This window comes from Streptomyces sp. 12E (assembly GCF_055633275.1).
This window is the reverse complement of the sequence record NZ_JBVNCJ010000001.1, coordinates 5,637,223-5,653,983: the sequence shown is the minus strand read 5'-3', so window position 1 is coordinate 5,653,983 and position 16,761 is coordinate 5,637,223. Positions and strand designations below refer to the sequence as shown.

The 16,761-nt window shown below is 73.5% G+C and carries 20 protein-coding genes; 14 read left to right on the top strand and 6 right to left on the bottom strand.

Annotated elements, in window-relative coordinates:
• The 11 genes from ACZ8ZB_RS26055 to ACZ8ZB_RS26005 are packed head-to-tail and all read left to right on the top strand — an operon-like array spanning position 1 to position 11,570.
• The gene (locus ACZ8ZB_RS26055) at positions 1-1,275 is read left to right on the top strand and encodes a glycosyltransferase (protein WP_470740049.1); all 1,275 of its coding nucleotides are present in this window, start codon (positions 1-3) and stop codon (positions 1,273-1,275) included.
• On the top strand, positions 1,272-2,507 hold the full coding sequence (locus tag ACZ8ZB_RS26050) for a methyltransferase domain-containing protein (protein ID WP_470740048.1): 1,236 nt from the start codon (positions 1,272-1,274) through the stop codon (positions 2,505-2,507). Before ACZ8ZB_RS26055 ends, ACZ8ZB_RS26050 begins: the two co-directional genes overlap by 4 nt.
• Positions 2,504-3,304: a glycosyltransferase family protein gene (locus ACZ8ZB_RS26045; RefSeq protein WP_470740047.1), complete on the top strand. Its 801-nt coding sequence runs from the start codon at positions 2,504-2,506 to the stop codon at positions 3,302-3,304. Before ACZ8ZB_RS26050 ends, ACZ8ZB_RS26045 begins: the two co-directional genes overlap by 4 nt.
• Entirely contained in the window at positions 3,301-3,948 is a 648-nt protein-coding gene (locus ACZ8ZB_RS26040; protein ID WP_470740046.1) for a PIG-L deacetylase family protein, read from the top strand. The genes ACZ8ZB_RS26045 and ACZ8ZB_RS26040 overlap by 4 nt, the downstream gene beginning before the upstream one ends.
• 3 nt (positions 3,949-3,951) lie before the next feature.
• A complete protein-coding gene (locus ACZ8ZB_RS26035) occupies positions 3,952-4,977 on the top strand; it encodes an NAD-dependent epimerase/dehydratase family protein (protein WP_470740045.1) in 1,026 nt (341 codons plus the stop codon).
• Positions 4,965-6,248: a DUF4910 domain-containing protein gene (locus ACZ8ZB_RS26030; RefSeq protein WP_470740044.1), complete on the top strand. Its 1,284-nt coding sequence runs from the start codon at positions 4,965-4,967 to the stop codon at positions 6,246-6,248. Before ACZ8ZB_RS26035 ends, ACZ8ZB_RS26030 begins: the two co-directional genes overlap by 13 nt.
• A 5-nt stretch (positions 6,249-6,253) precedes the next feature.
• Entirely contained in the window at positions 6,254-7,540 is a 1,287-nt protein-coding gene (locus ACZ8ZB_RS26025) for a hypothetical protein (RefSeq protein WP_470740043.1), read from the top strand.
• Positions 7,537-8,484 carry a glycosyltransferase family 2 protein gene (locus ACZ8ZB_RS26020; protein WP_470740042.1) on the top strand — a complete coding sequence of 316 codons (948 nt, stop codon included), beginning with the start codon at positions 7,537-7,539 and terminating at the stop codon, positions 8,482-8,484. The genes ACZ8ZB_RS26025 and ACZ8ZB_RS26020 overlap by 4 nt, the downstream gene beginning before the upstream one ends.
• Positions 8,481-9,689, top strand: a complete 1,209-nt coding sequence (locus ACZ8ZB_RS26015; RefSeq protein ID WP_470740041.1) for a polysaccharide pyruvyl transferase family protein — start codon at positions 8,481-8,483, stop codon at positions 9,687-9,689. The genes ACZ8ZB_RS26020 and ACZ8ZB_RS26015 overlap by 4 nt, the downstream gene beginning before the upstream one ends.
• A complete protein-coding gene (gene rfbC, locus ACZ8ZB_RS26010; protein ID WP_470740040.1) occupies positions 9,686-10,237 on the top strand; it encodes a dTDP-4-dehydrorhamnose 3,5-epimerase in 552 nt (183 codons plus the stop codon). Before ACZ8ZB_RS26015 ends, rfbC begins: the two co-directional genes overlap by 4 nt.
• A 7-nt stretch (positions 10,238-10,244) precedes the next feature.
• Positions 10,245-11,570, top strand: a complete 1,326-nt coding sequence (locus ACZ8ZB_RS26005; RefSeq protein WP_470740039.1) for a glutamate-1-semialdehyde 2,1-aminomutase — start codon at positions 10,245-10,247, stop codon at positions 11,568-11,570.
• Positions 11,571-11,591: 21 nt separating this feature from the next.
• On the opposite strand, the gene ACZ8ZB_RS26000 is transcribed toward ACZ8ZB_RS26005, so the two are convergent.
• Positions 11,592-12,275 (bottom strand): phosphatase PAP2 family protein, encoded by a 684-nt coding sequence (locus ACZ8ZB_RS26000; protein ID WP_470740038.1) that lies wholly within the window; start codon positions 12,273-12,275, stop codon positions 11,592-11,594.
• Positions 12,276-12,643: 368 nt separating this feature from the next.
• Here ACZ8ZB_RS26000 and ACZ8ZB_RS25995 point away from each other — a divergent pair, with 368 nt between their 5' ends.
• Together ACZ8ZB_RS25995 and ACZ8ZB_RS25990 are read left to right on the top strand one after the other, a co-directional pair.
• On the top strand, positions 12,644-12,766 hold the full coding sequence (locus ACZ8ZB_RS25995; protein WP_470740037.1) for a hypothetical protein: 123 nt from the start codon (positions 12,644-12,646) through the stop codon (positions 12,764-12,766).
• Complete coding sequence (locus ACZ8ZB_RS25990; RefSeq protein WP_470740036.1) at positions 12,763-12,954, top strand: DUF397 domain-containing protein; 192 nt, start codon at positions 12,763-12,765, stop codon at positions 12,952-12,954. Before ACZ8ZB_RS25995 ends, ACZ8ZB_RS25990 begins: the two co-directional genes overlap by 4 nt.
• A 35-nt stretch (positions 12,955-12,989) precedes the next feature.
• Here ACZ8ZB_RS25990 and ACZ8ZB_RS25985 read toward each other — a convergent pair whose 3' ends face one another.
• The gene (locus ACZ8ZB_RS25985; protein WP_470740035.1) at positions 12,990-13,457 is read right to left on the bottom strand and encodes a HEAT repeat domain-containing protein; all 468 of its coding nucleotides are present in this window, start codon (positions 13,455-13,457) and stop codon (positions 12,990-12,992) included.
• 14 nt (positions 13,458-13,471) lie between these two features.
• On the opposite strand from ACZ8ZB_RS25985, the gene ACZ8ZB_RS25980 reads away from it, so the two are divergent.
• Positions 13,472-14,107: an SUKH-4 family immunity protein gene (locus tag ACZ8ZB_RS25980; protein ID WP_470740034.1), complete on the top strand. Its 636-nt coding sequence runs from the start codon at positions 13,472-13,474 to the stop codon at positions 14,105-14,107.
• 13 nt (positions 14,108-14,120) lie between these two features.
• Here the strand turns inward: ACZ8ZB_RS25980 and ACZ8ZB_RS25975 are convergent, their stop codons facing one another.
• The 4 genes from ACZ8ZB_RS25975 to ACZ8ZB_RS25960 all read right to left on the bottom strand — a co-directional run bounded on the left by ACZ8ZB_RS25975 (position 14,121) and on the right by ACZ8ZB_RS25960 (position 16,714).
• Positions 14,121-14,498, bottom strand: a complete 378-nt coding sequence (locus tag ACZ8ZB_RS25975; RefSeq protein ID WP_470740033.1) for a hypothetical protein — start codon at positions 14,496-14,498, stop codon at positions 14,121-14,123.
• Positions 14,499-14,629: 131 nt separating this feature from the next.
• On the bottom strand, positions 14,630-15,388 hold the full coding sequence (locus ACZ8ZB_RS25970; protein WP_470740032.1) for a hypothetical protein: 759 nt from the start codon (positions 15,386-15,388) through the stop codon (positions 14,630-14,632).
• 43 nt (positions 15,389-15,431) lie between these two features.
• Positions 15,432-15,776 carry a barstar family protein gene (locus ACZ8ZB_RS25965; RefSeq protein ID WP_470741582.1) on the bottom strand — a complete coding sequence of 115 codons (345 nt, stop codon included), beginning with the start codon at positions 15,774-15,776 and terminating at the stop codon, positions 15,432-15,434.
• Between the two features lie 230 nt (positions 15,777-16,006).
• A complete protein-coding gene (locus ACZ8ZB_RS25960) occupies positions 16,007-16,714 on the bottom strand; it encodes a colicin immunity domain-containing protein (RefSeq protein WP_470740031.1) in 708 nt (235 codons plus the stop codon).
• Between the last annotated feature and the right edge of the window lie 47 nt (positions 16,715-16,761).

Sequence of the window (16,761 nt, the reverse complement as noted above, 5' to 3'; positions counted from 1 at the left end):
ATGCACGTCCTCGTGGTGCACAACCGCTACGCCTCGGCGCAGCCGAGCGGGGAGAACAAGGTGGTCGACCAGGAGGTGGCGCTGCTGCGCGGCGCCGGCCACCGGGTCGGGGTGTTCGAGCGGCGCAGCGACGACATCGCCGCCCGCTCCCTGCCGGCCAAGGCCGCGCTGCCGTTCCTCGTGCCGTGGAACCCGAAGGTCCGCGCGGAGCTCACCGCCCGGCTGCGCGCCGAGCGGCCGGACGTGGTGCACGTCCACAACGTCTTCCCGCTGCTGTCGCCCGCGGTGCTGGCCGCCTGCGCCGACGCCGGCGTGCCCGTCGTCGCCACGCTGCACAACTACACCCAGGTCTGCCCGCCCGGCACGCTCCAGCGGGACGGCCGGCCGTGCACCGAGTGCGTCGGGGCCACGCCGCTGCCCGCCGTCCGGCACGGCTGCTACCGCGGTTCCCGGCTGGCGACGGTGCCGCTCGCGGTCAGTCTGTCGGTCAACCGGCGGCGGTGGTGGACCGGCGTGGAGCGGTTCTTCTGCATCTCCGCGGCGCAGCGCGACGTCCTGGTGCGGGCCGGCCTGCCGGCCGGACGGCTGGCGGTGAAGCACAACTTCGTGCCCGACCCGGACGCCCGCCGGACGGGCGCCGGCGAGCACCTGCTCTACCTCGGCCGGCTCGCGGAGGCCAAGGGCGTACGGCTGCTCATGGCCGCGTGGGACGAGATCGCCGCCGGCGGCGGTGCGGGCGTGCCGCTCGTGATCGCCGGCACGGGGCCGCTGGAGCCGGAGGTGACCGCCTGGGCGGCGGGCCGGGACGACGTGCGGTACGTCGGCCTGTACGACGCCGAGGAGTGCCGGCGGGCCGTCGCCCGGTCGGTCGCCGTGCTGGCCCCCTCGACGTGGCTGGAGGCGTTCGGCCTGGTGGCCGTGGAGGCGATGGCGGCGGGGGTCCCGGTCGTCGCCGCCGGTCACGGCGCCTTCGTCGAACTCGTCGAGGACGGCGGGACCGGGCTGCTGCACCGGCCGGGTGACGCCGCCTCGCTCGCGTCCTGCGTGCGGCGGATCACGGCCGACCCGGCCCTGGGCCGGGAGATGGGCGAGGCGGCCCGGCGCCGCTACGAGCGGGGCTTCAGCCCGGCCGTCGGCCTGGAGCGCCTGGTGGAGGGGTACCGCACCGCGATCGCGGGTCGGTCCGGCGGCGGGGAGGGCCCGCCGCCGACAGGGAACGGACACACTGGCCCGCGGCGGGGACACCCGCGCGGGCGGGATGGGGGCAGTAGATGACACGATGCCGACTCTGCGGCTCGGCGGCGCTGGAGAGCGTCGTCGACCTCGGCGCGACCCCGCCGTGCGAGAGCTTCCTCGCCGCGGACCAACTGGACCGGCCGGAGCCCACGTACCCGCTGCACCTGCGGGTCTGCACCGACTGCTGGCTGGCGCAGATCCCGCCGCTGATCACGCCGGAGGAGACGTTCAGCGAGTACGCGTACTTCTCCTCCTACTCGACCTCCTGGGTGGAGCACGCGCGCACGTTCGTCGACGGCGCCGCGGCGCGGGTGGGTCTCGGCCCCGGCTCCTTCGTGGTCGAGGTCGCGAGCAACGACGGGTACCTGCTGCGGCACGTGGTGGACCGGGGGATCCGCTGCCTCGGCATCGAGCCCTCGGTGAACGTCGGCGCCGCGGCGCGGGAGGCGGGGGTGCCCACGCTCACGGAGTTCCTGACCCCGGACACCGGCGCCGGCGTCCGCGCCGAGCACGGCCCGGCGGACCTGGTCGTGGCCAACAACGTGTACGCGCACATCCCCGACGTCGTCGGGTTCACCCGGGGCCTGCGCGCCCTGGTCGCCGACGACGGCTGGGTCTCCGTCGAGGTGCAGCACCTGCTGACCCTGATCGAGGAGAACCAGTACGACACGATCTACCACGAGCACTTCCAGTACTACACGGTCGCGTCCGCGGCCCGGGCGCTGGCGAGCGGCGGACTCACGCTCGTGGACGTCGAACTGCTGCCCACGCACGGCGGCTCCATCCGGCTGTGGGCCCGGCCGGACGGGGTGGCCGGCGCGCCGGCCCGCCGGGTGGCCGACGTACTGGACCGGGAGAAGGCCGCCGGGCTGCAGGAGCTGTCCGGGTACGCCGAGTTCTCCGCCCGGGTGGCCAAGGTGCGCCGGGACCTCCTCAGGTTCCTCGTCGAGGCGGCCGAGCGCGGCGAGACCGTCGTCGGCTACGGCGCCCCGGGCAAGGGCAACACCCTGCTCAACCACTGCGGCATCCGGCCCGACCTGCTCCCGTACACGGTCGACCGCAACCCCTACAAGCACGGCAGGTTCACCCCGGGCACCCGCGTCCCGGTCCTGCCGCCCGAGCGGATAGCCGCCGACCGGCCGGACTACGTACTCGTCCTGCCGTGGAACCTGCGGGAGGAGCTGACCGAGCAGCTGTCGTTCGTGCACGAGTGGGGCGGCCGGCTGGTCTTCCCCATCCCGGAACTGAGCATTGTCGAGGTCGAGCGATGAAGGTCGTACTGTTCTGCGGCGGTTACGGGATGCGGATGCGCAGCGGCGCCGCGGACGACGTGCCCAAGCCGATGGCGATGGTCGGGCCCAGGCCGCTGATCTGGCACGTCATGCGCTACTACGCGCACTTCGGGCACAAGGAGTTCATCCTGTGCCTCGGGTACGGGGCGCACCACATCAAGGACTTCTTCCTCCACTACGAGGAGACGACGTCCAACGACTTCGTGCTGCGGGGCGGGCGGACCGAGCTGCTGTCCACCGACATCGCGGACTGGACGATCACGTTCGCGCAGACCGGCATCGAGTCGCCGATCGGGGAGCGGCTGCGCCGGGTGCGGCACCACCTGGACGGCGACGAGATGTTCCTCGCCAACTACGCCGACGTGCTCACCGACGCCCCGCTGCCGGAGATGATCGACCGGTTCGCCCGGAGCGACGCCGGCGCGTCGATGATGGTGGTGCCGCCGCAGTCGTCGTTCCACTGCGTGGAGCTGGGCGAGGACGGCCTGGTGGACGGCATCACCGCGGTGAGCGAACTGCCGCTGTGGGAGAACGGCGGCTACTTCGTGCTCCGCCAGGAGGTCTTCGACCACATCCCCAAGGACGGGGACCTGGTCGCCGACGGATGCGCGGGCCTGGCCAAGCAGGGGCGGGCGATGGCCTACCGGCACCGCGGCTTCTGGAAGCCGACCGACACCGTGAAGGAACGGGCCGCGCTCGACGCCGCCTACGCCCGGGGCGAGCGCCCGTGGGCCGTGTGGGAGCGGGACGGCGCGGGCGCCGGGGTGCGGGCGTGATCCGGCTCGGGGCCGGGCGCCTGGACCGGATCGTCGCGGTGGGCGCGCACTGCGACGACATCGCCATCGGCGCCGGCGGCACCCTGCTGACGCTGTGCCTCGCGCGGCCGGGCGTCCGCGTCGACGCGCTGGTGCTCTCCGGCGGCGGCGGTGAGCGGGAGCAGGAGGAGCGGGCCGCGCTCGCCGCCTTCTGCCCGGACGCCGACCTGCGGCTGACCGTGCTCAAGCTGCCGGACGGCCGGATGCCGGCGCACTGGGAGGAGGCCAAGACCGCGGTCGAGGAGCTGCGCGGGCGGACCGAGCCGGACCTCGTGCTCGCCCCGCGCACCGAGGACGCGCACCAGGACCACCGCGGCCTGGCGCGGCTGATGTCCACCGCGTTCCGCGACCACCTCGTGCTCGGCTACGAGATCGTCAAGTGGGACGGCGACCTCGGCCGCATGGCGGCGTACCAGCCGCTGACACCGGAGATCGCCGAACGGAAGGTGCGGCTGCTGCAGGAGCACTACCCCTCGCAGCGGCACCGGCCCTGGTACGACCGGGAGGCCTTCCTGGGCCTGGCCCGGATCCGCGGCATCGAAAGCCACGCGCGCTACGCCGAGGCGTTCGCCGTCACCAAACTCACTCTCGACCTGGGGGAATGAACCGTGCGCGTACTGCTGACAGGACACCAGGGCTACCTGGGCACCGTGATGGCGCCCGTCCTCGCGGCCGCGGGCCACGAGGTCGTCGGCCTGGACTCCGGCCTGTTCGCCGACTGCGTCCTCGGTCCGGCGCCCGCGGACCCGCCGGGGCACCGGGTGGACCTGCGCGACGTCACCGCCGAGCACGTGGCCGGGGTGGACGCCGTGATCCACCTGGCCGCGCTCTCCAACGACCCGCTGGGATCGCTGGCTCCGGAGCTCACCTACGACATCAACCACCACGCCTCCGTGCGGCTCGCCAGGCTGGCCCGCGACGCCGGAGTCCAGCGCTTCCTGTACGCGTCGACCTGCTCGGTCTACGGTGCCGCCGGCGGCGACGAGCTGGTGGGCGAGGACGCCCCGCTGCGCCCGGTGACCCCGTACGCGGAGTCCAAGGTGCGGGTGGAGGACGACCTGCACGCGCTGGCCGACGGCGACTTCAGCCCGGTGTACCTGCGCAACGCCACCGCCTTCGGCTTCTCGCCCCGGCTGCGCGCCGACATCGTGCTGAACAACCTGGTGGGCCACGCGCTGCTGACCGGCGAGGTGCTCGTGCTCTCCGACGGCACCCCCTGGCGCCCGCTGGTGCACGCCGCCGACATCGCACGGGCCTTCACCGCCGCGCTGACCGCGCCGCGGGAGGCGGTGCACGACCGGGCGTTCAACATCGGCGGCGAGACCAACAACGTCACGGTCGCCGAGATCGCCGGGCAGGTCGCCGAGGCCGTGTCCGGCTCCGAGGTGGTGATCACCGGGGAGACCGGCGCCGATCCGCGGTCGTACCGGGTGGACTTCTCCCGGTTCCGCGCCGCGGTGCCCGGCTTCGACTGCGAGTGGACGGTGAAGCGGGGCGCGCTCGAACTCGCCGACGCCTACCGGGAGCACGGGCTGACCCGGGGGGACTTCGAGCGGCGCTTCACCCGCCTCGCCGTGCTGCGCGCGCAGTCCGACGCGGGGGCCGTCGACGACACCCTGCGGTGGCGCCGGTGACCGAGGTCGGCGAGGAGATGCACGCGCTGGTGGAGCGGTTGTACCCGCTGTGCCGGAGCATCACCGGCGACGGCGTGCGCGCCACCCTGGACATCGTCGGCGAGTACGTACCGCTCGAGGTGCACGAGGTGCCGACCGGGACCCAGGTGCTCGACTGGACGGTGCCGCAGGAGTGGAACATCCGGGACGCGTACGTCGCCGACGCCTCCGGCCGGCGGGTCGTCGACTTCGCCGCGTCCAGCCTGCACGTGCTCGGCTACAGCGTGCCGGTGTCGGCGACCATGCCGCTGGCCGAGCTGCGCCCGCACCTGCACACCCTGCCGGACCATCCGACCTGGGTGCCGTACCGCACCAGTTACTACACGCCGGAGTGGGGGTTCTGCCTGGCGCAGGAGACCCTGGACGCGCTGCCGGACGGCGAGTACGAGGTGCGGATCGACTCCACGCTCGCCGACGGTCACCTCACCTACGCCGAGCACGTGGTCCCCGGACGGGTGCCCGACGAGGTGATCGTCTCCTGCCACGTCTGCCACCCGTCGCTGGCCAACGACAACCTGGCCGGCGTCGCGGTGGCGGTCTTCCTGGCCCGGGAGCTCGCAGAGCGGCGGCCCCACTACACCTACCGGTTCGTCTTCGCACCCGGCACCATCGGGGCGATCACCTGGCTGGCCCGCAACAGGGAGCGGGTGGAACGGGTCAGGCACGGCCTGGTGCTGGCCTGCGCCGGCGACCCGGGCGACCTGACGTACAAGCGGAGCAGGCGCGGCGACGCGGAGATCGACCGGGTGCTGCGGCACGTGCTGGCCGCCTCCGGACGCCCGCACCGCATCACCGAGTTCACCCCGTACGGCTACGACGAGCGGCAGTACTGCTCACCCGGGTTCGACCTCGGCGTGGGCTCGCTCAGCCGGACCCCCTACGCCGGGTACCCCGAGTACCACACCTCGGCGGACAACCCGGACTTCGTCTCCCCCGAGGCGATGGCGGACACCCTCGCCGTCTGCCGCGAGGCCTTCGCCGTCCTGGACCGCAACCGGCGGTACGTCAACCTCAGCCCCCACGGCGAGCCGCAGCTCGGCCGGCGCGGACTGTACGACTCGCTCGGGGGCCGCAGCGACGCCAAGCAGGCCCAGATGGCCATGCTCTGGGTGCTCAGCCTCTCCGACGGGGAGCACAGTCTGCTGGACGTCGCCGAGCGGTCCGGGCTGCCGTTCGACACCGTCGCGGCCGCGGCCGACGCCCTGCACGGCGCCGGGCTGCTCAAGGCGTGACGCCCGTGACCACCGAGGGGGAGACGACGACAGCGGCCGGGCCCGCCCGGCGGGGCGTCCTCGGCCGGCTGTCCTGGGGACTGGCCGACCAGGCGGCCTCCAGCATGAGCAACTTCGCGGTGGGCGTCTACGTGGCCCGCTCGCTGGGGGTGACCGCGTTCGGCGTGTTCAGCCTCGTCTGGGTGACCTACGGCGTGGTGCTCAACGTCTCCCGCGGCGTGGCCACCGACCCCCTCATGGTGCGCTTCAGCGGCGTGCCGGAGGCGTCCTGGCGCGGGGCGGTGGCCCGGGCGTCGGGGGCCGCGCTCGGGGCCGGCGCCGCCCTCGGCGCGGCGTCCGTGGTGGCCGGTCTCGCCCTGGGCGGCCGGGTGGGGACCGCGTTCGCCTGCCTCGGCGTCGTCCTGCCGGGGCTGCTGCTGCAGGACGCCTGGCGGTTCGCGTTCTTCGCCGCCGGCGCCGGGCGCAAGGCGTTCGTCAACGACGTCGTGTGGGGCGTCGCGCTCGTCCCGGCCCTGGTGGTCGCGGCCCGCGTGGGCGGCGTGTCCGCCTTCGTGCTCGCCTGGGGCGGCTCCGCCGCGGTGGCCGCGGCGTACGGCTGCCTCCAGTCCGGCATCCGGCCCCGCCCGTCCGGAGCGCGCGCGTGGGTGCGCGAGCACCGCGACCTCGGCTACCGGTACCTGGTCGAGAACGTCAGCAACAGCGGCGCGAGCCAGCTGCGGGCGTACGGGCTCGGCGTGATCGTCGGGGTCGGCGCGGTGGGCGTGATCCGGGGGGCCGAGCTGCTGCTCGGCCCGTTCCTCGCGCTGCTGATGGGGCTGTCGCTGGTCACCGTCGCGGAGGCGGCGCGGGTGCTGCGGCGGGCCCCGCACCGGCTCGGCGGGTTCTGCCTCCTGCTCGGCGGCGGGCAGGCCGTCGCCGCCCTGCTGTGGGGCGGGGCCCTGCTGCTGGTGCCGGACCGGCTCGGCGAAGCCGTGCTCGGCGGCGTCTGGAGCGCCGCCGCGGAGCTCGTCGTGCCGGTCACGCTCGGTGTCGCGGGCGCCGGCCTCGGCACCGGCGCGGCGGCCGGGCTGCGCGCGCTCGGCGCGGCCCGGCACAGCCTGCGCAGCCAGCTGATCGCCTCCGCCTGTTACGTCACCGGCGGGCTCGGCGGGGCGGCCGCGGCCGGCACGGCCGGCTCGGCCTGGGGGGTCGCCGCCGCGACCGTCTGCGGCTCGGCCGTGTGGTGGCTGCAGCTGCGGTCCGCCCTGCGCGGGCACCACCGAGATTCCATCCGTGAAGTGAGGACGTTATGACCGCGCAACCCCGGCTGAGCATCGGCCTGCCCGTGTACAACGGCGAGGAGTACCTGGCCGAGTCGTTCGACGCCCTGCTGGGCCAGACCTACGAGGACTTCGAGCTGGTCGTCTCCGACAACGCCTCCACGGACGGCACCCGGGACATCTGCCGGAAGTACGCCGCGCGGGACTCCCGCATCCGGTACATCCGGCTGCCCCGGAACATCGGCGCCGCGCCGAACCACAACCACGTGTTCACCGAGTGCCGCGGCGAACTGTTCAAGTGGGCCTCGCACGACGACCTGTACGCCCGGGACCTGCTGCGGCGCTGCGTGGAGGCGCTGGACGAGCGGCCCGACGTGATCCTCGCCCACGCCGACCAGGCGGTCATCGACGCCGACGGCCGGGTGAAGGTCCCCTACCCCTACGGGCTCGCCACCGCCTCGCCGCACGCGCCGGAGCGCTTCCGCAGCCTGCTGTTCGAGCCCGGCGGCGACGACTTCTACGGGGTGATGCGGGCCGATGTGCTGCGCCGGGTGAAGCCGCACGACAGCTACCACCACGCGGACCGCACGTTCGTCGCCGAGATCACCCTGCACGGGCCCTTCCACCAGGTGCCGGAGCTGCTGTACTTCCGCCGCGACCACCCCACCCGCGCCGAGCGGGCGAACCCCTCCAAGCGCTCCCGGTGCGTCAACCTGGACCCGCGCCGGGCCGGCCCGCTGCACCCGACGCCCCGGCTGCTCGCCGAGTACGTCTGGGGCTTCGTCTCGGCGATCCGGCGGGCGCCGCTGTCCCCGGCCGACCGGCGCGCGTGCTACCGCCACCTGGCCGCGTGGATGACCAGCCGGGTCCGGCCGGGCGCCGGCGAGCGGGTCGAGGACCGCGCCCCGGTCGACCCGGACCGGCTCACCGTCTCCGTCGACGCCCTGGTCGCCGGCCGTGAGGGGAGGCGGGCGTGACCGCCGTCCGCGTCGGGTTGTTCGGCCTGCTCGGCTCCGGCAACCTCGGCAACGACGGGTCGCTGGAGGCGGTGCTCGGGTACCTGCGCGACGCGCACCCGGAGGCGGTCGTGGACGCGCTGTGCGGCGGACCGGAGGTCGTGACGGCCCGGTACGGGATCCCCGCGACGCGGCTGCACTGGTACCGCGGGGAGTACCGGACCGCGTCGCGGGCGGGCGCGGTCGCGGGGAAGGGGCTGGGCAAACTCGTCGACGCCGTCCGCACCGCCGCCTGGGTGCGCCGGCACGACGTGGTGATCGTGCCGGGCATGGGCGTCCTGGAGGCCACGCTGCCGCTGCGGCCGTGGGGCTTCCCGTACGCGCTGTTCCTGCTCTGCGCGAGCGGCAGGCTGCTCGGCACCAAGGTGGCGCTGGTCGGCGTCGGCGCCGCCCCGATCGGCAGCCGGCCGACCCGGGCCCTGGTGCGCTGGTCGGCGCGGCTGGCGGCCCACCGGTCGTACCGGGACGCCCTGTCCCGCGACGCGATGCGGGCGATGGGCGTGGACACCGCGCGCGACGAGGTCCATCCGGACCTGGCGTTCGCCCTGCCGGTCCCGCCCGCGCACCCCTCCCCCGGTCTGGTCTGCGTCGGCGTCATGGACTTCCACGGCGGCGACGACGACCGCGCCCGGGCCGACGAGATCCACCGGCGCTACCTCGACGGGGTGACCCGCTTCGTGCGCGCGCTGGCCGAGGAGGGCAGGCCGGTCCGGCTGCTCACCGGCGACGCCTGCGACACGGCGGTGGTCGGGGCGATCCTCGACGCGGTGAACTCGCCGCTGGTCACCGCCGCCGAAGCCACCTCGCTGGCCGACCTGATGAAGGAGACGGCGGCGGCCGACACCGTGGTGGCGACCCGCTACCACAACCTGGTCTGCGCGCTGAAGGCCGGCACCCCGACGCTGGCGCTCAGCTACGCGGCGAAGAGCGACGCGCTGATGGCCCGGATGGGCCTGGACGCGTACTGCCACCCGGCCCGCGAGGTCGACGCCGGCCGGCTCCTCGAACAGTTCAGGGCGCTGGAGGAGCGGTCCGCCGGACTGCGGCGGACCCTGGCCGAGCGCAACCGCGTCACCACCGAGCAACTCGACCGCCAGTTCACCGCGTTGACGGCGGTCCTGTTCCCGACGACCGACCGCACCCACACCGTACGGGAGACACCTTGAAGGCGACCGAAGTCCCGGCGATCGCCGGCGCGTACCTGTTCGAGCCGACGCCGCACACCGACGAACGCGGCTTCTTCTGCCGCACCTTCGACGCCGACGTGGTCCGCTCGGTGGGCCTCGACCCGGACGCCTTCGTCCAGGACAGCCTGTCCCGCTCGGTCCGCGGCGTGCTGCGCGGCCTGCACCTGCGCTCCGGCGCCGGCGAGGCGAAGCTGGTGCGGTGCTCGTACGGGAGGATCTTCGACGTCGTCGTGGACCTGCGGCCGGGCTCGCCGACCTACCTGGGGTGGGCCTCCTTCGAGCTGTCCGGCGACACGCAGGCGACCCTCTACGTCCCGGCGGGGTGCGCGCACGGCTTCCAGGCGCTGACGGAGACCGCCGACACCTCGTACCGGATCGACCGCCCGCACGACCCGGCCGAGGACGTGACGATTCGCTTCGACGACCCGGACCTCGCCATCGACTGGCCGCTGCCGGTCACGTCGACGTCCCCGCGGGACCGGGGGGCGCCGAGCCTCGCCGAGGTCCTGAAGCAACTGGAGAAGTGAGGCCGCAGTGACCACCGAAGAGTTCGAACTGCCCCGCTCGCGGGAGGCGAACGAGCGCCTGCACGCCCTGGTCCCCGGCGGCGCGCACACCTACGCCAAGGGCGACGACCAGTACCCCGAGCACCTGGCCCCGGTCATCAGCCACGGCCGCGGCGCCCACGTGTGGGACGTCGACGGCAACCGCTACGTCGAGTACGGCTCCGGCCTGCGCTCGGTCAGCCTCGGCCACGCCCACCCGCGCGTGACCGAGGCGGTGCGGCGGGAACTGGACCGCGGCGGCAACTTCGTCCGGCCGTCCGTCGTGGAGGTCGAGGCCGCGGAACGCTTCCTGGCCACGGTGCCGACCGCCGAGATGGTGAAGTTCGCGAAGAACGGCTCCGACGCCACCACCGCCGCGGTGCGCCTCGCCCGCGCCGCCACCGGGCGCCCGCGGGTGGCCCTCTGCGCCGACCACCCCTTCTTCTCCGTCGACGACTGGTTCATCGGCACCACGCCGATGTCCGCCGGCGTCCCGGCGGCGACCACCGACCTCACCGTGGCGTTCCCCTACGGCGACCTGGCCGCCACGGAGGATCTGCTGAACCGGTACGAGGGCGAGGTCGCCTGCCTGATCCTGGAGCCCGCCACCCACACCGAGCCGCCGCCCGGCTACCTCGAGGGCCTGCGCGCGCTGGCCGACCGGCACGGCTGCGTCCTGGTCTTCGACGAGATGATCACCGGCTTCCGCTGGTCCGAGGCGGGCGCCCAGGGCCTGTACGGCGTCGTCCCCGACCTCTCCACGTTCGGCAAGGCGCTGGGCAACGGGTTCGCCGTCTCCGCGCTGGCCGGTCGCCGCGAGCTGATGGAGCGGGGCGGGCTGCGCCACTCCGGCGAGCGGGTCTTCCTGCTGTCCACCACGCACGGCGCGGAGACCCACTCCCTGGCCGCCGCGATGGCCGTGCAGGCCACCTACGTCGAGGAGGGCGTCACCGCGCGGCTGCACGCCCTCGGCGAGAAGCTGGCCGCCGGTGTCCGCGAGGCCGCGGCCGGCATGGGCGTCGGTGACCACGTCGTCGTCCGGGGCCGGGCCAGCAACCTGGTCTTCGCCACCCTCGACGGGGACGGGCGGCCGTCGCAGGAGTACCGCACCCTGTTCCTGCGCCGGCTCCTCGCGGGCGGGGTGCTGGCCCCGTCGTTCGTGGTGAGCGGCGCGCTCAGCGACGCCGACATCGAGCACACCGTCGACGTGGTGGCCCAGGCGTGCGCGGTGTACCGCAAGGCGCTGGACGCCGGCGACCCCACCCCCTGGCTGGGCGGCCGCCCGGTGAAGCCGGTCTTCCGCCGCCTGGCGTGAGCTGGCGTGACGTCAGGGCCGTCACTCCCGACCGGCGTCGGCCACCCGGTCGGCCAGCCACGCGGCCGCCGGTGTCACCGCCAGCGCGGTGCACCAGCCGCCGAGGACGTCGGTCGGGTAGTGGGCGCCCAGGGCGACCTGCGCCCAGCCCATCGCGGCGCCCGCGACCAGCGCCGCGCCGAGCACGAGCGACAGGCCGGCCGTCCTGCCGAGGCCGAGCCGGCCTGCCGCGAGCAGCGCCACCACGAGGACGAACGCGGTGAGGAAGGCGGTGTGCCCGCTCGGGTAGGACAGGTTGGCGTCGCCGTGGATGGTCCGCCCCACCAGCGGCTTGAGCAGCTTCGTCGCCACCACGGCCAGACCGACCCCGGCCACGACCAGCACCGCCGCACGAAGCCACCGGAGCAGCAGACAGCCCGTCACGGCCGCCCCGACCAGCACCGCCGCCCCCACGGGCTCCCCCAGGAAGTCCGTGGCCAGGGCGGTCCGCCGCCACGGCGCCCCCACCCCGTCCACCGCGATCCGCGCGTCCAGCCCGCCGGGTCCGCCGTCGCCGGCGTACACGGCCCCGAGCGCGGCGACCACCAGCGCGGCGAGGGCCGCGACCGGTCCGAGCCACGCGCGCAGCGGCGGGGGCAGCACCTCGGGCGTCGGCCGGCCGGTCGTACGCCCACCGCGGGTGGGCCGGATCAGATCTTCCGCCATCGGTCCATCATCGCCGCCCCGCCCGGCGGACGCCCCGCTCTCCGGACAACTCCCCGCGACGACCGCGCCGGCCGGGCAGGTCACGGCCCGGCCGGCGCGCCACCGGCTGTCCGACCGCGGGCCGGCGGTCGCCTTCGGCTTCGTCGTCGAGCAGGCACTGCTGGAGCGCGGCACCGGGGCCCGGACGTGACGCGGGAGTTGGTCGACAGCCTCCTGGAGCGGTCGTCGCGGTTCAACGTCGAGTCGCAGATCATGCCGCGCCACCAGCCGGACCACGCCGGTTTCGACGGGCCGTCGATGCTCCTGGAGTCCCCGGACCACAACCGGACCACAAGTGGTTCGGCTACGCGGAGGGACAGCGTGGCGGGATGCTGGTCCTGGACCCGAAGGAGGTCAGCATCGTGCTCCAGCGGTATGCGGGACTGCGCCCGCAGGCTCTCACCTCCGACGACTCCAGGAGCCTGCTGGAGCGACTGCGAGGAGCGCTGTGAACAGCACCGACGAACGGGTCCGGTTCAAGAGCAGCCGCAGCGGTTCCGACGGCGATGCCTGCGTCGAGGTGGCGCGGGGCAGGCGGGCGGTCCACGTCCGGGTCTCCAAGGACCGGCACAGCCCCGGACTCGCCCCCTCCCCCGCCGTGTGGACCGACTTCGTCACCCACGCCGCCACCCGGCACTGACCTGCGCACTCCGCCCCGCGCCGGACCCGTCCGGGTCAGGAGTCGTGGACGCGGCTCTCCCGGACCGATGCGGTGATCTCGGCCGCCGCCATGCGGGCTTCCCCGCGGACGGCCGGGTCGGGGTGGCGGAGGAAGGGCTCGATCAGCGGGCCGGCCCGCGGGTCGTGCGTCGCCCCGAGGATGTAGAGGGCGTACTCGAGGAGTTCGCGTTCCATCCCCGGCATGGCCGGGGCCAGCGGCTCGACAACGTCCAGAGGCAGTCTGTGGCGGTTGAACGCCTCGCCGATCGAGTGCAGGGCGGACTCACGGACCTCGGTCACGGGGTCGTCGACGACCAGGCCGACCAGGCGTCCGACGACCGGACGAGCGGTCTCCGCGTCGAGCGCGGCGGACCGCAGGAGGTCCCCGAGCACCGCGGCGGCGACGTCCCGTCGGCCCGGATCACGGTCGGTCAGCGCTTCGAGCGCCACGGACACGTCGTTCATGCGGCTCGCTTCCGGCATGCGACCAAGGTGCCATGAACGACGACGAAGGGCTGAGGCCCGTGGTGGGGACGCCCCTGGCAGGAGACACGGAATCGTTGACCAGCATCACAACACGGCAGGTGGTCGACGGCTTCGGCCTTACCCGCGTCACTTACTTTCCTCGTTCCGCCGACAGCCACATGCAGAGCGAGGCGGCGCGCTTCCTGTCGGATGTCGGCTTGCCGGAGAGCTCGTTCTTCTCGAGCCGCTTCGACCTCGAGGACGAGTCCTTGGAGAGGACCGACGACAGGCCCACCCTGAAGACCGCGTTCGAGGAAGACGGCGCCGAATGCCCGCCCGAGTCCGAAGGGTGGGAGATCCTGGGGGTCTTCGACTACGCGACGATCGCCATCGACCCGAGCGACGGGAGAATCCATTCCTTCCCCGAAGGGGAAGAGAACTGTACCGCCATGAACGCGGATCTTTCCTCATTCGTCCACTCCCTCATCGTCCTGGAGCGGGGAAGGAGCGAATGCCAAGGGCTTCCGGCGGACGAAGAAAGTGAACGCGCTCGCGTCGTGGAACGCATGAGAAAGCAGATTTCCGAGGCCGACGAAACCCCTTTCGCCGACGAAGGAAGCGAGTGGAGCAGGATCCTCGAGGAAATCAGCTTCGGAATGTGGGGCTGACGCGGAGCCGGGGTCAGAACGCGTGCGTCACCACCCAGTGGTCGTCGTCCTCGACCGAGACGGCGCACAAGCGACGGCCGTCCGGCGAGACGGCCACGAACTCGGGTGCCCCCGTCACCGCGGCGATACGGGACGGAAGGTTCCTGCCGACCGGGTCCTTCACGCGCACCCAGCCGACCCTGCTCCCGCCCGGCACCGGCGGCAGGATGAGGAACTCGCCCTTCCCTCCGTACAGCGGAGCCTGTGAGGCGCGACGGTGCCACGCCTCGTCCAGTTCACCGGCGGCACCGGGAGTGGAGGCGGGGACCGTCACGTCCGGTTCGACCTCGATTCCGGCGACCGCGTAGAGGGCGGAGTCCACGGGCGGCCCGCCCCGGTCCGCTTTTCCCATGACCTCGAGGCCGCAACGCTCGAGGACGTTCAGCCAATCCGGTGCCTGCCGGTCTTCCGTCATCCCCGACCTTTCGTCGATCCCCGTCATCGCTCTTCACCCCGGTCGCTCGCCCGGTGGCCGCTCCGGCGTCACGGGTTTCCGTAGTCCTCCACCAGGTCGCCGACGAGTGCGAGCAGGGCGTCGACGCGGTGCCGGTCCTCGCGTCGGGCGCGCAGCCTGCGGTCCAGCTCCCGCAGGCCGGCCACCGCGTCCGGGTCACGGCGCCGCACCGCGTCCAGCCACGGTGTGGTGGCGAGGTCCATGCAGGCCGTGAACAGGATCCGGGTGGCCGGGGCCGGGGGAGCCGGGTCGGGAGCGGCGAACCCGGTGGTGACGTACCGGACCGGGTCGGTCAGGCTCCAGCCGACGACGGCGCCGCCCTGGGCCAGGAGCGCCACGTCGGGGGCGATGCCGATGCGGGCGTCCAGCGGCTCGTCGAGGACGTCGAGGTCGCGCAGACAGGTCAGCACGGCGTCTTCGGGAGCACGGCAGAGCTCGGTTGTCACCGGCAGACGGAAGTCCCGGGTTTCGTCGGCGCGCAGCCCGCCGGGGCGGACGGGGGGTACGGCGGGAACGCGGGCGCAGTCCTCGGGGTCGGCCGCTTCGTGGGGCAGGCGGAACGCGGCGCCGGCCAACTCCCGGCCGGCCGGGTCGAACCGGAGCTCGTCCGGGTCGTCCCACAGCCGTTCCCGGCTGCCGAACGTGTCGACGAGGAACTGCTGCCACTCCCCCACGTCGGCGTACTCCGCGACACGCACCCGCTGGTCCCGGAAGTCGAAGCGCGGCAGGACGCGAAGGGCACCGCCCGTCACCGTCGCGCTCCGGTCGCCGTCGAACGTCACTCTCATGGTCACCGATGCCTCAGGGACCACCGGCGTCCTGATGGGCCTCTCATGTCCGCAGTTCACGGAGCGTCTCTTCCTGGACTTCGGGCGGACACAGCAGCACGGCCTGAAAAGTCGTCTTCTCCTGTCCCGGAAGCTCGGCTTTCCCCGCCCAGAACTTCGTTGCGTCGTTCAGGGAACGGAAAAGGATTTCACGTTCCTCGGGGCTCTCGGAGAGCACGGCGTGGACATCATCGATGGTGACGAGGAAATGCTCGGCATTGAGCCAGCGGAGATCACTCAGGCAGTCCCGCAGCGCATCCCGGTTCCAGCCGGAACAGTCCGGGAGGCGCAGCGCCTCGTAGAACCGGGTGAACACTCCGTCCAAATCGCGCATTTCCCGTCCTCGCATCCGGGCCGAGTGGATCAGCCCGGTGGGAGGCGGGGCGCACACAGCGGGGGGCGTGGAGTCGGCCGGGAGGACGTGGACTCCCCTCTCGTTCCGTGTCCACCAGGTGGCGTCGCCCATCCGCCGGTCTCCATGCCAGTGGGAGTCGGACGGGAGACGCACCGCGACCCGGCACAATCCCGGACCGTCCAGGACACCGGAACACTGCCGGGCGGCCTCACGCATCGCGACGGTCACCGCCTCCGGTCGGTTCCGCAGCGACGGAACGCGTCCCAGGCCGCGCGTACCGCGGTCCGGAGTTCGGCATCGTCGAGATCTCCGGGTTCTGCGAGTTCGGGATCGACCGAGTAGTCCTCGAGGATCATGAACAACTGGTCGAAGAGGTCGCCGAGTGCCCCCTGGATCCGCTCCCCGTTCGCCTGGGACGCGCGACGGGCCTCCCACCAGCCGTGAGCGAAGTCCGATGCATCGCAGGTCCCGTCGGTGAACGCTTCCAGCAACGCCAGTTGCCGTGCCGCCGCGCTGGTCGGGTCGACGTCGTCGGGGCGGGACCAGGCCCTGCGGCCGGGTGGGTGGGCGGCCGCCACGGCCGACAAGGAAGGGTGACGTTCCCGGAGGGCGCGCGCATAACGGCCGAAACGTGAGCGTGCCGCGTCGACTCCCTCGCTGACGGCCGCGGCCATGAAGGCATCGGTCCCCGCGATCAGCGTGTAGCCCGCCTCCGGAAAGAGGACGGCCCCTCGCAGGTCGGGGGTGCGGAGCAGGAAGGGCGGGCGGATGACCGTGAGATCCCCGTGGAGGGGAAACCGGGATGTCGTACCGGTCACCACCCCATGGGCGCCGGCGAGACCCGTGCCAAGGAGATACGAAACCCCGACAGCACGGCAGCCGGCCGTGATCCGACGAGCCAAAGCCGCGTCGATCCGCGCACCCGCGGGCATGGGGACCACCGATTTTCCGCGGAGCCAGGACGAGGCGAGGCCTCCGT

Excerpts from the sequence above, each read along its gene's own strand:
- ACZ8ZB_RS26055 (WP_470740049.1), top strand. The coding sequence starts at position 1 with ATGCACGTCCTCGTGGTGCACAACCGCTACGCCTCGGCGCAGCCGAGC.
- ACZ8ZB_RS25985 (WP_470740035.1), bottom strand. The coding sequence starts at position 13,457 with ATGCCGGAAGCGAGCCGCATGAACGACGTGTCCGTGGCGCTCGAAGCG.
- ACZ8ZB_RS25995 (WP_470740037.1), top strand. The coding sequence starts at position 12,644 with ATGCTGGTCCTGGACCCGAAGGAGGTCAGCATCGTGCTCCAGCGGTAT.
- ACZ8ZB_RS25970 (WP_470740032.1), bottom strand. The coding sequence starts at position 15,388 with ATGAGAGTGACGTTCGACGGCGACCGGAGCGCGACGGTGACGGGCGGT.
- ACZ8ZB_RS25975 (WP_470740033.1), bottom strand. The coding sequence starts at position 14,498 with ATGGGAAAAGCGGACCGGGGCGGGCCGCCCGTGGACTCCGCCCTCTAC.
- ACZ8ZB_RS26020 (WP_470740042.1), top strand. The coding sequence starts at position 7,537 with ATGACCGCGCAACCCCGGCTGAGCATCGGCCTGCCCGTGTACAACGGC.
- ACZ8ZB_RS25960 (WP_470740031.1), bottom strand. The coding sequence starts at position 16,714 with ATGCCCGCGGGTGCGCGGATCGACGCGGCTTTGGCTCGTCGGATCACG.
- ACZ8ZB_RS25965 (WP_470741582.1), bottom strand. The coding sequence starts at position 15,776 with ATGCGAGGACGGGAAATGCGCGATTTGGACGGAGTGTTCACCCGGTTC.
- ACZ8ZB_RS26000 (WP_470740038.1), bottom strand. The coding sequence starts at position 12,275 with ATGGCGGAAGATCTGATCCGGCCCACCCGCGGTGGGCGTACGACCGGC.
- ACZ8ZB_RS25980 (WP_470740034.1), top strand. The coding sequence starts at position 13,472 with ATGAACGACGACGAAGGGCTGAGGCCCGTGGTGGGGACGCCCCTGGCA.
- ACZ8ZB_RS26045 (WP_470740047.1), top strand. The coding sequence starts at position 2,504 with ATGAAGGTCGTACTGTTCTGCGGCGGTTACGGGATGCGGATGCGCAGC.
- ACZ8ZB_RS26050 (WP_470740048.1), top strand. The coding sequence starts at position 1,272 with ATGACACGATGCCGACTCTGCGGCTCGGCGGCGCTGGAGAGCGTCGTC.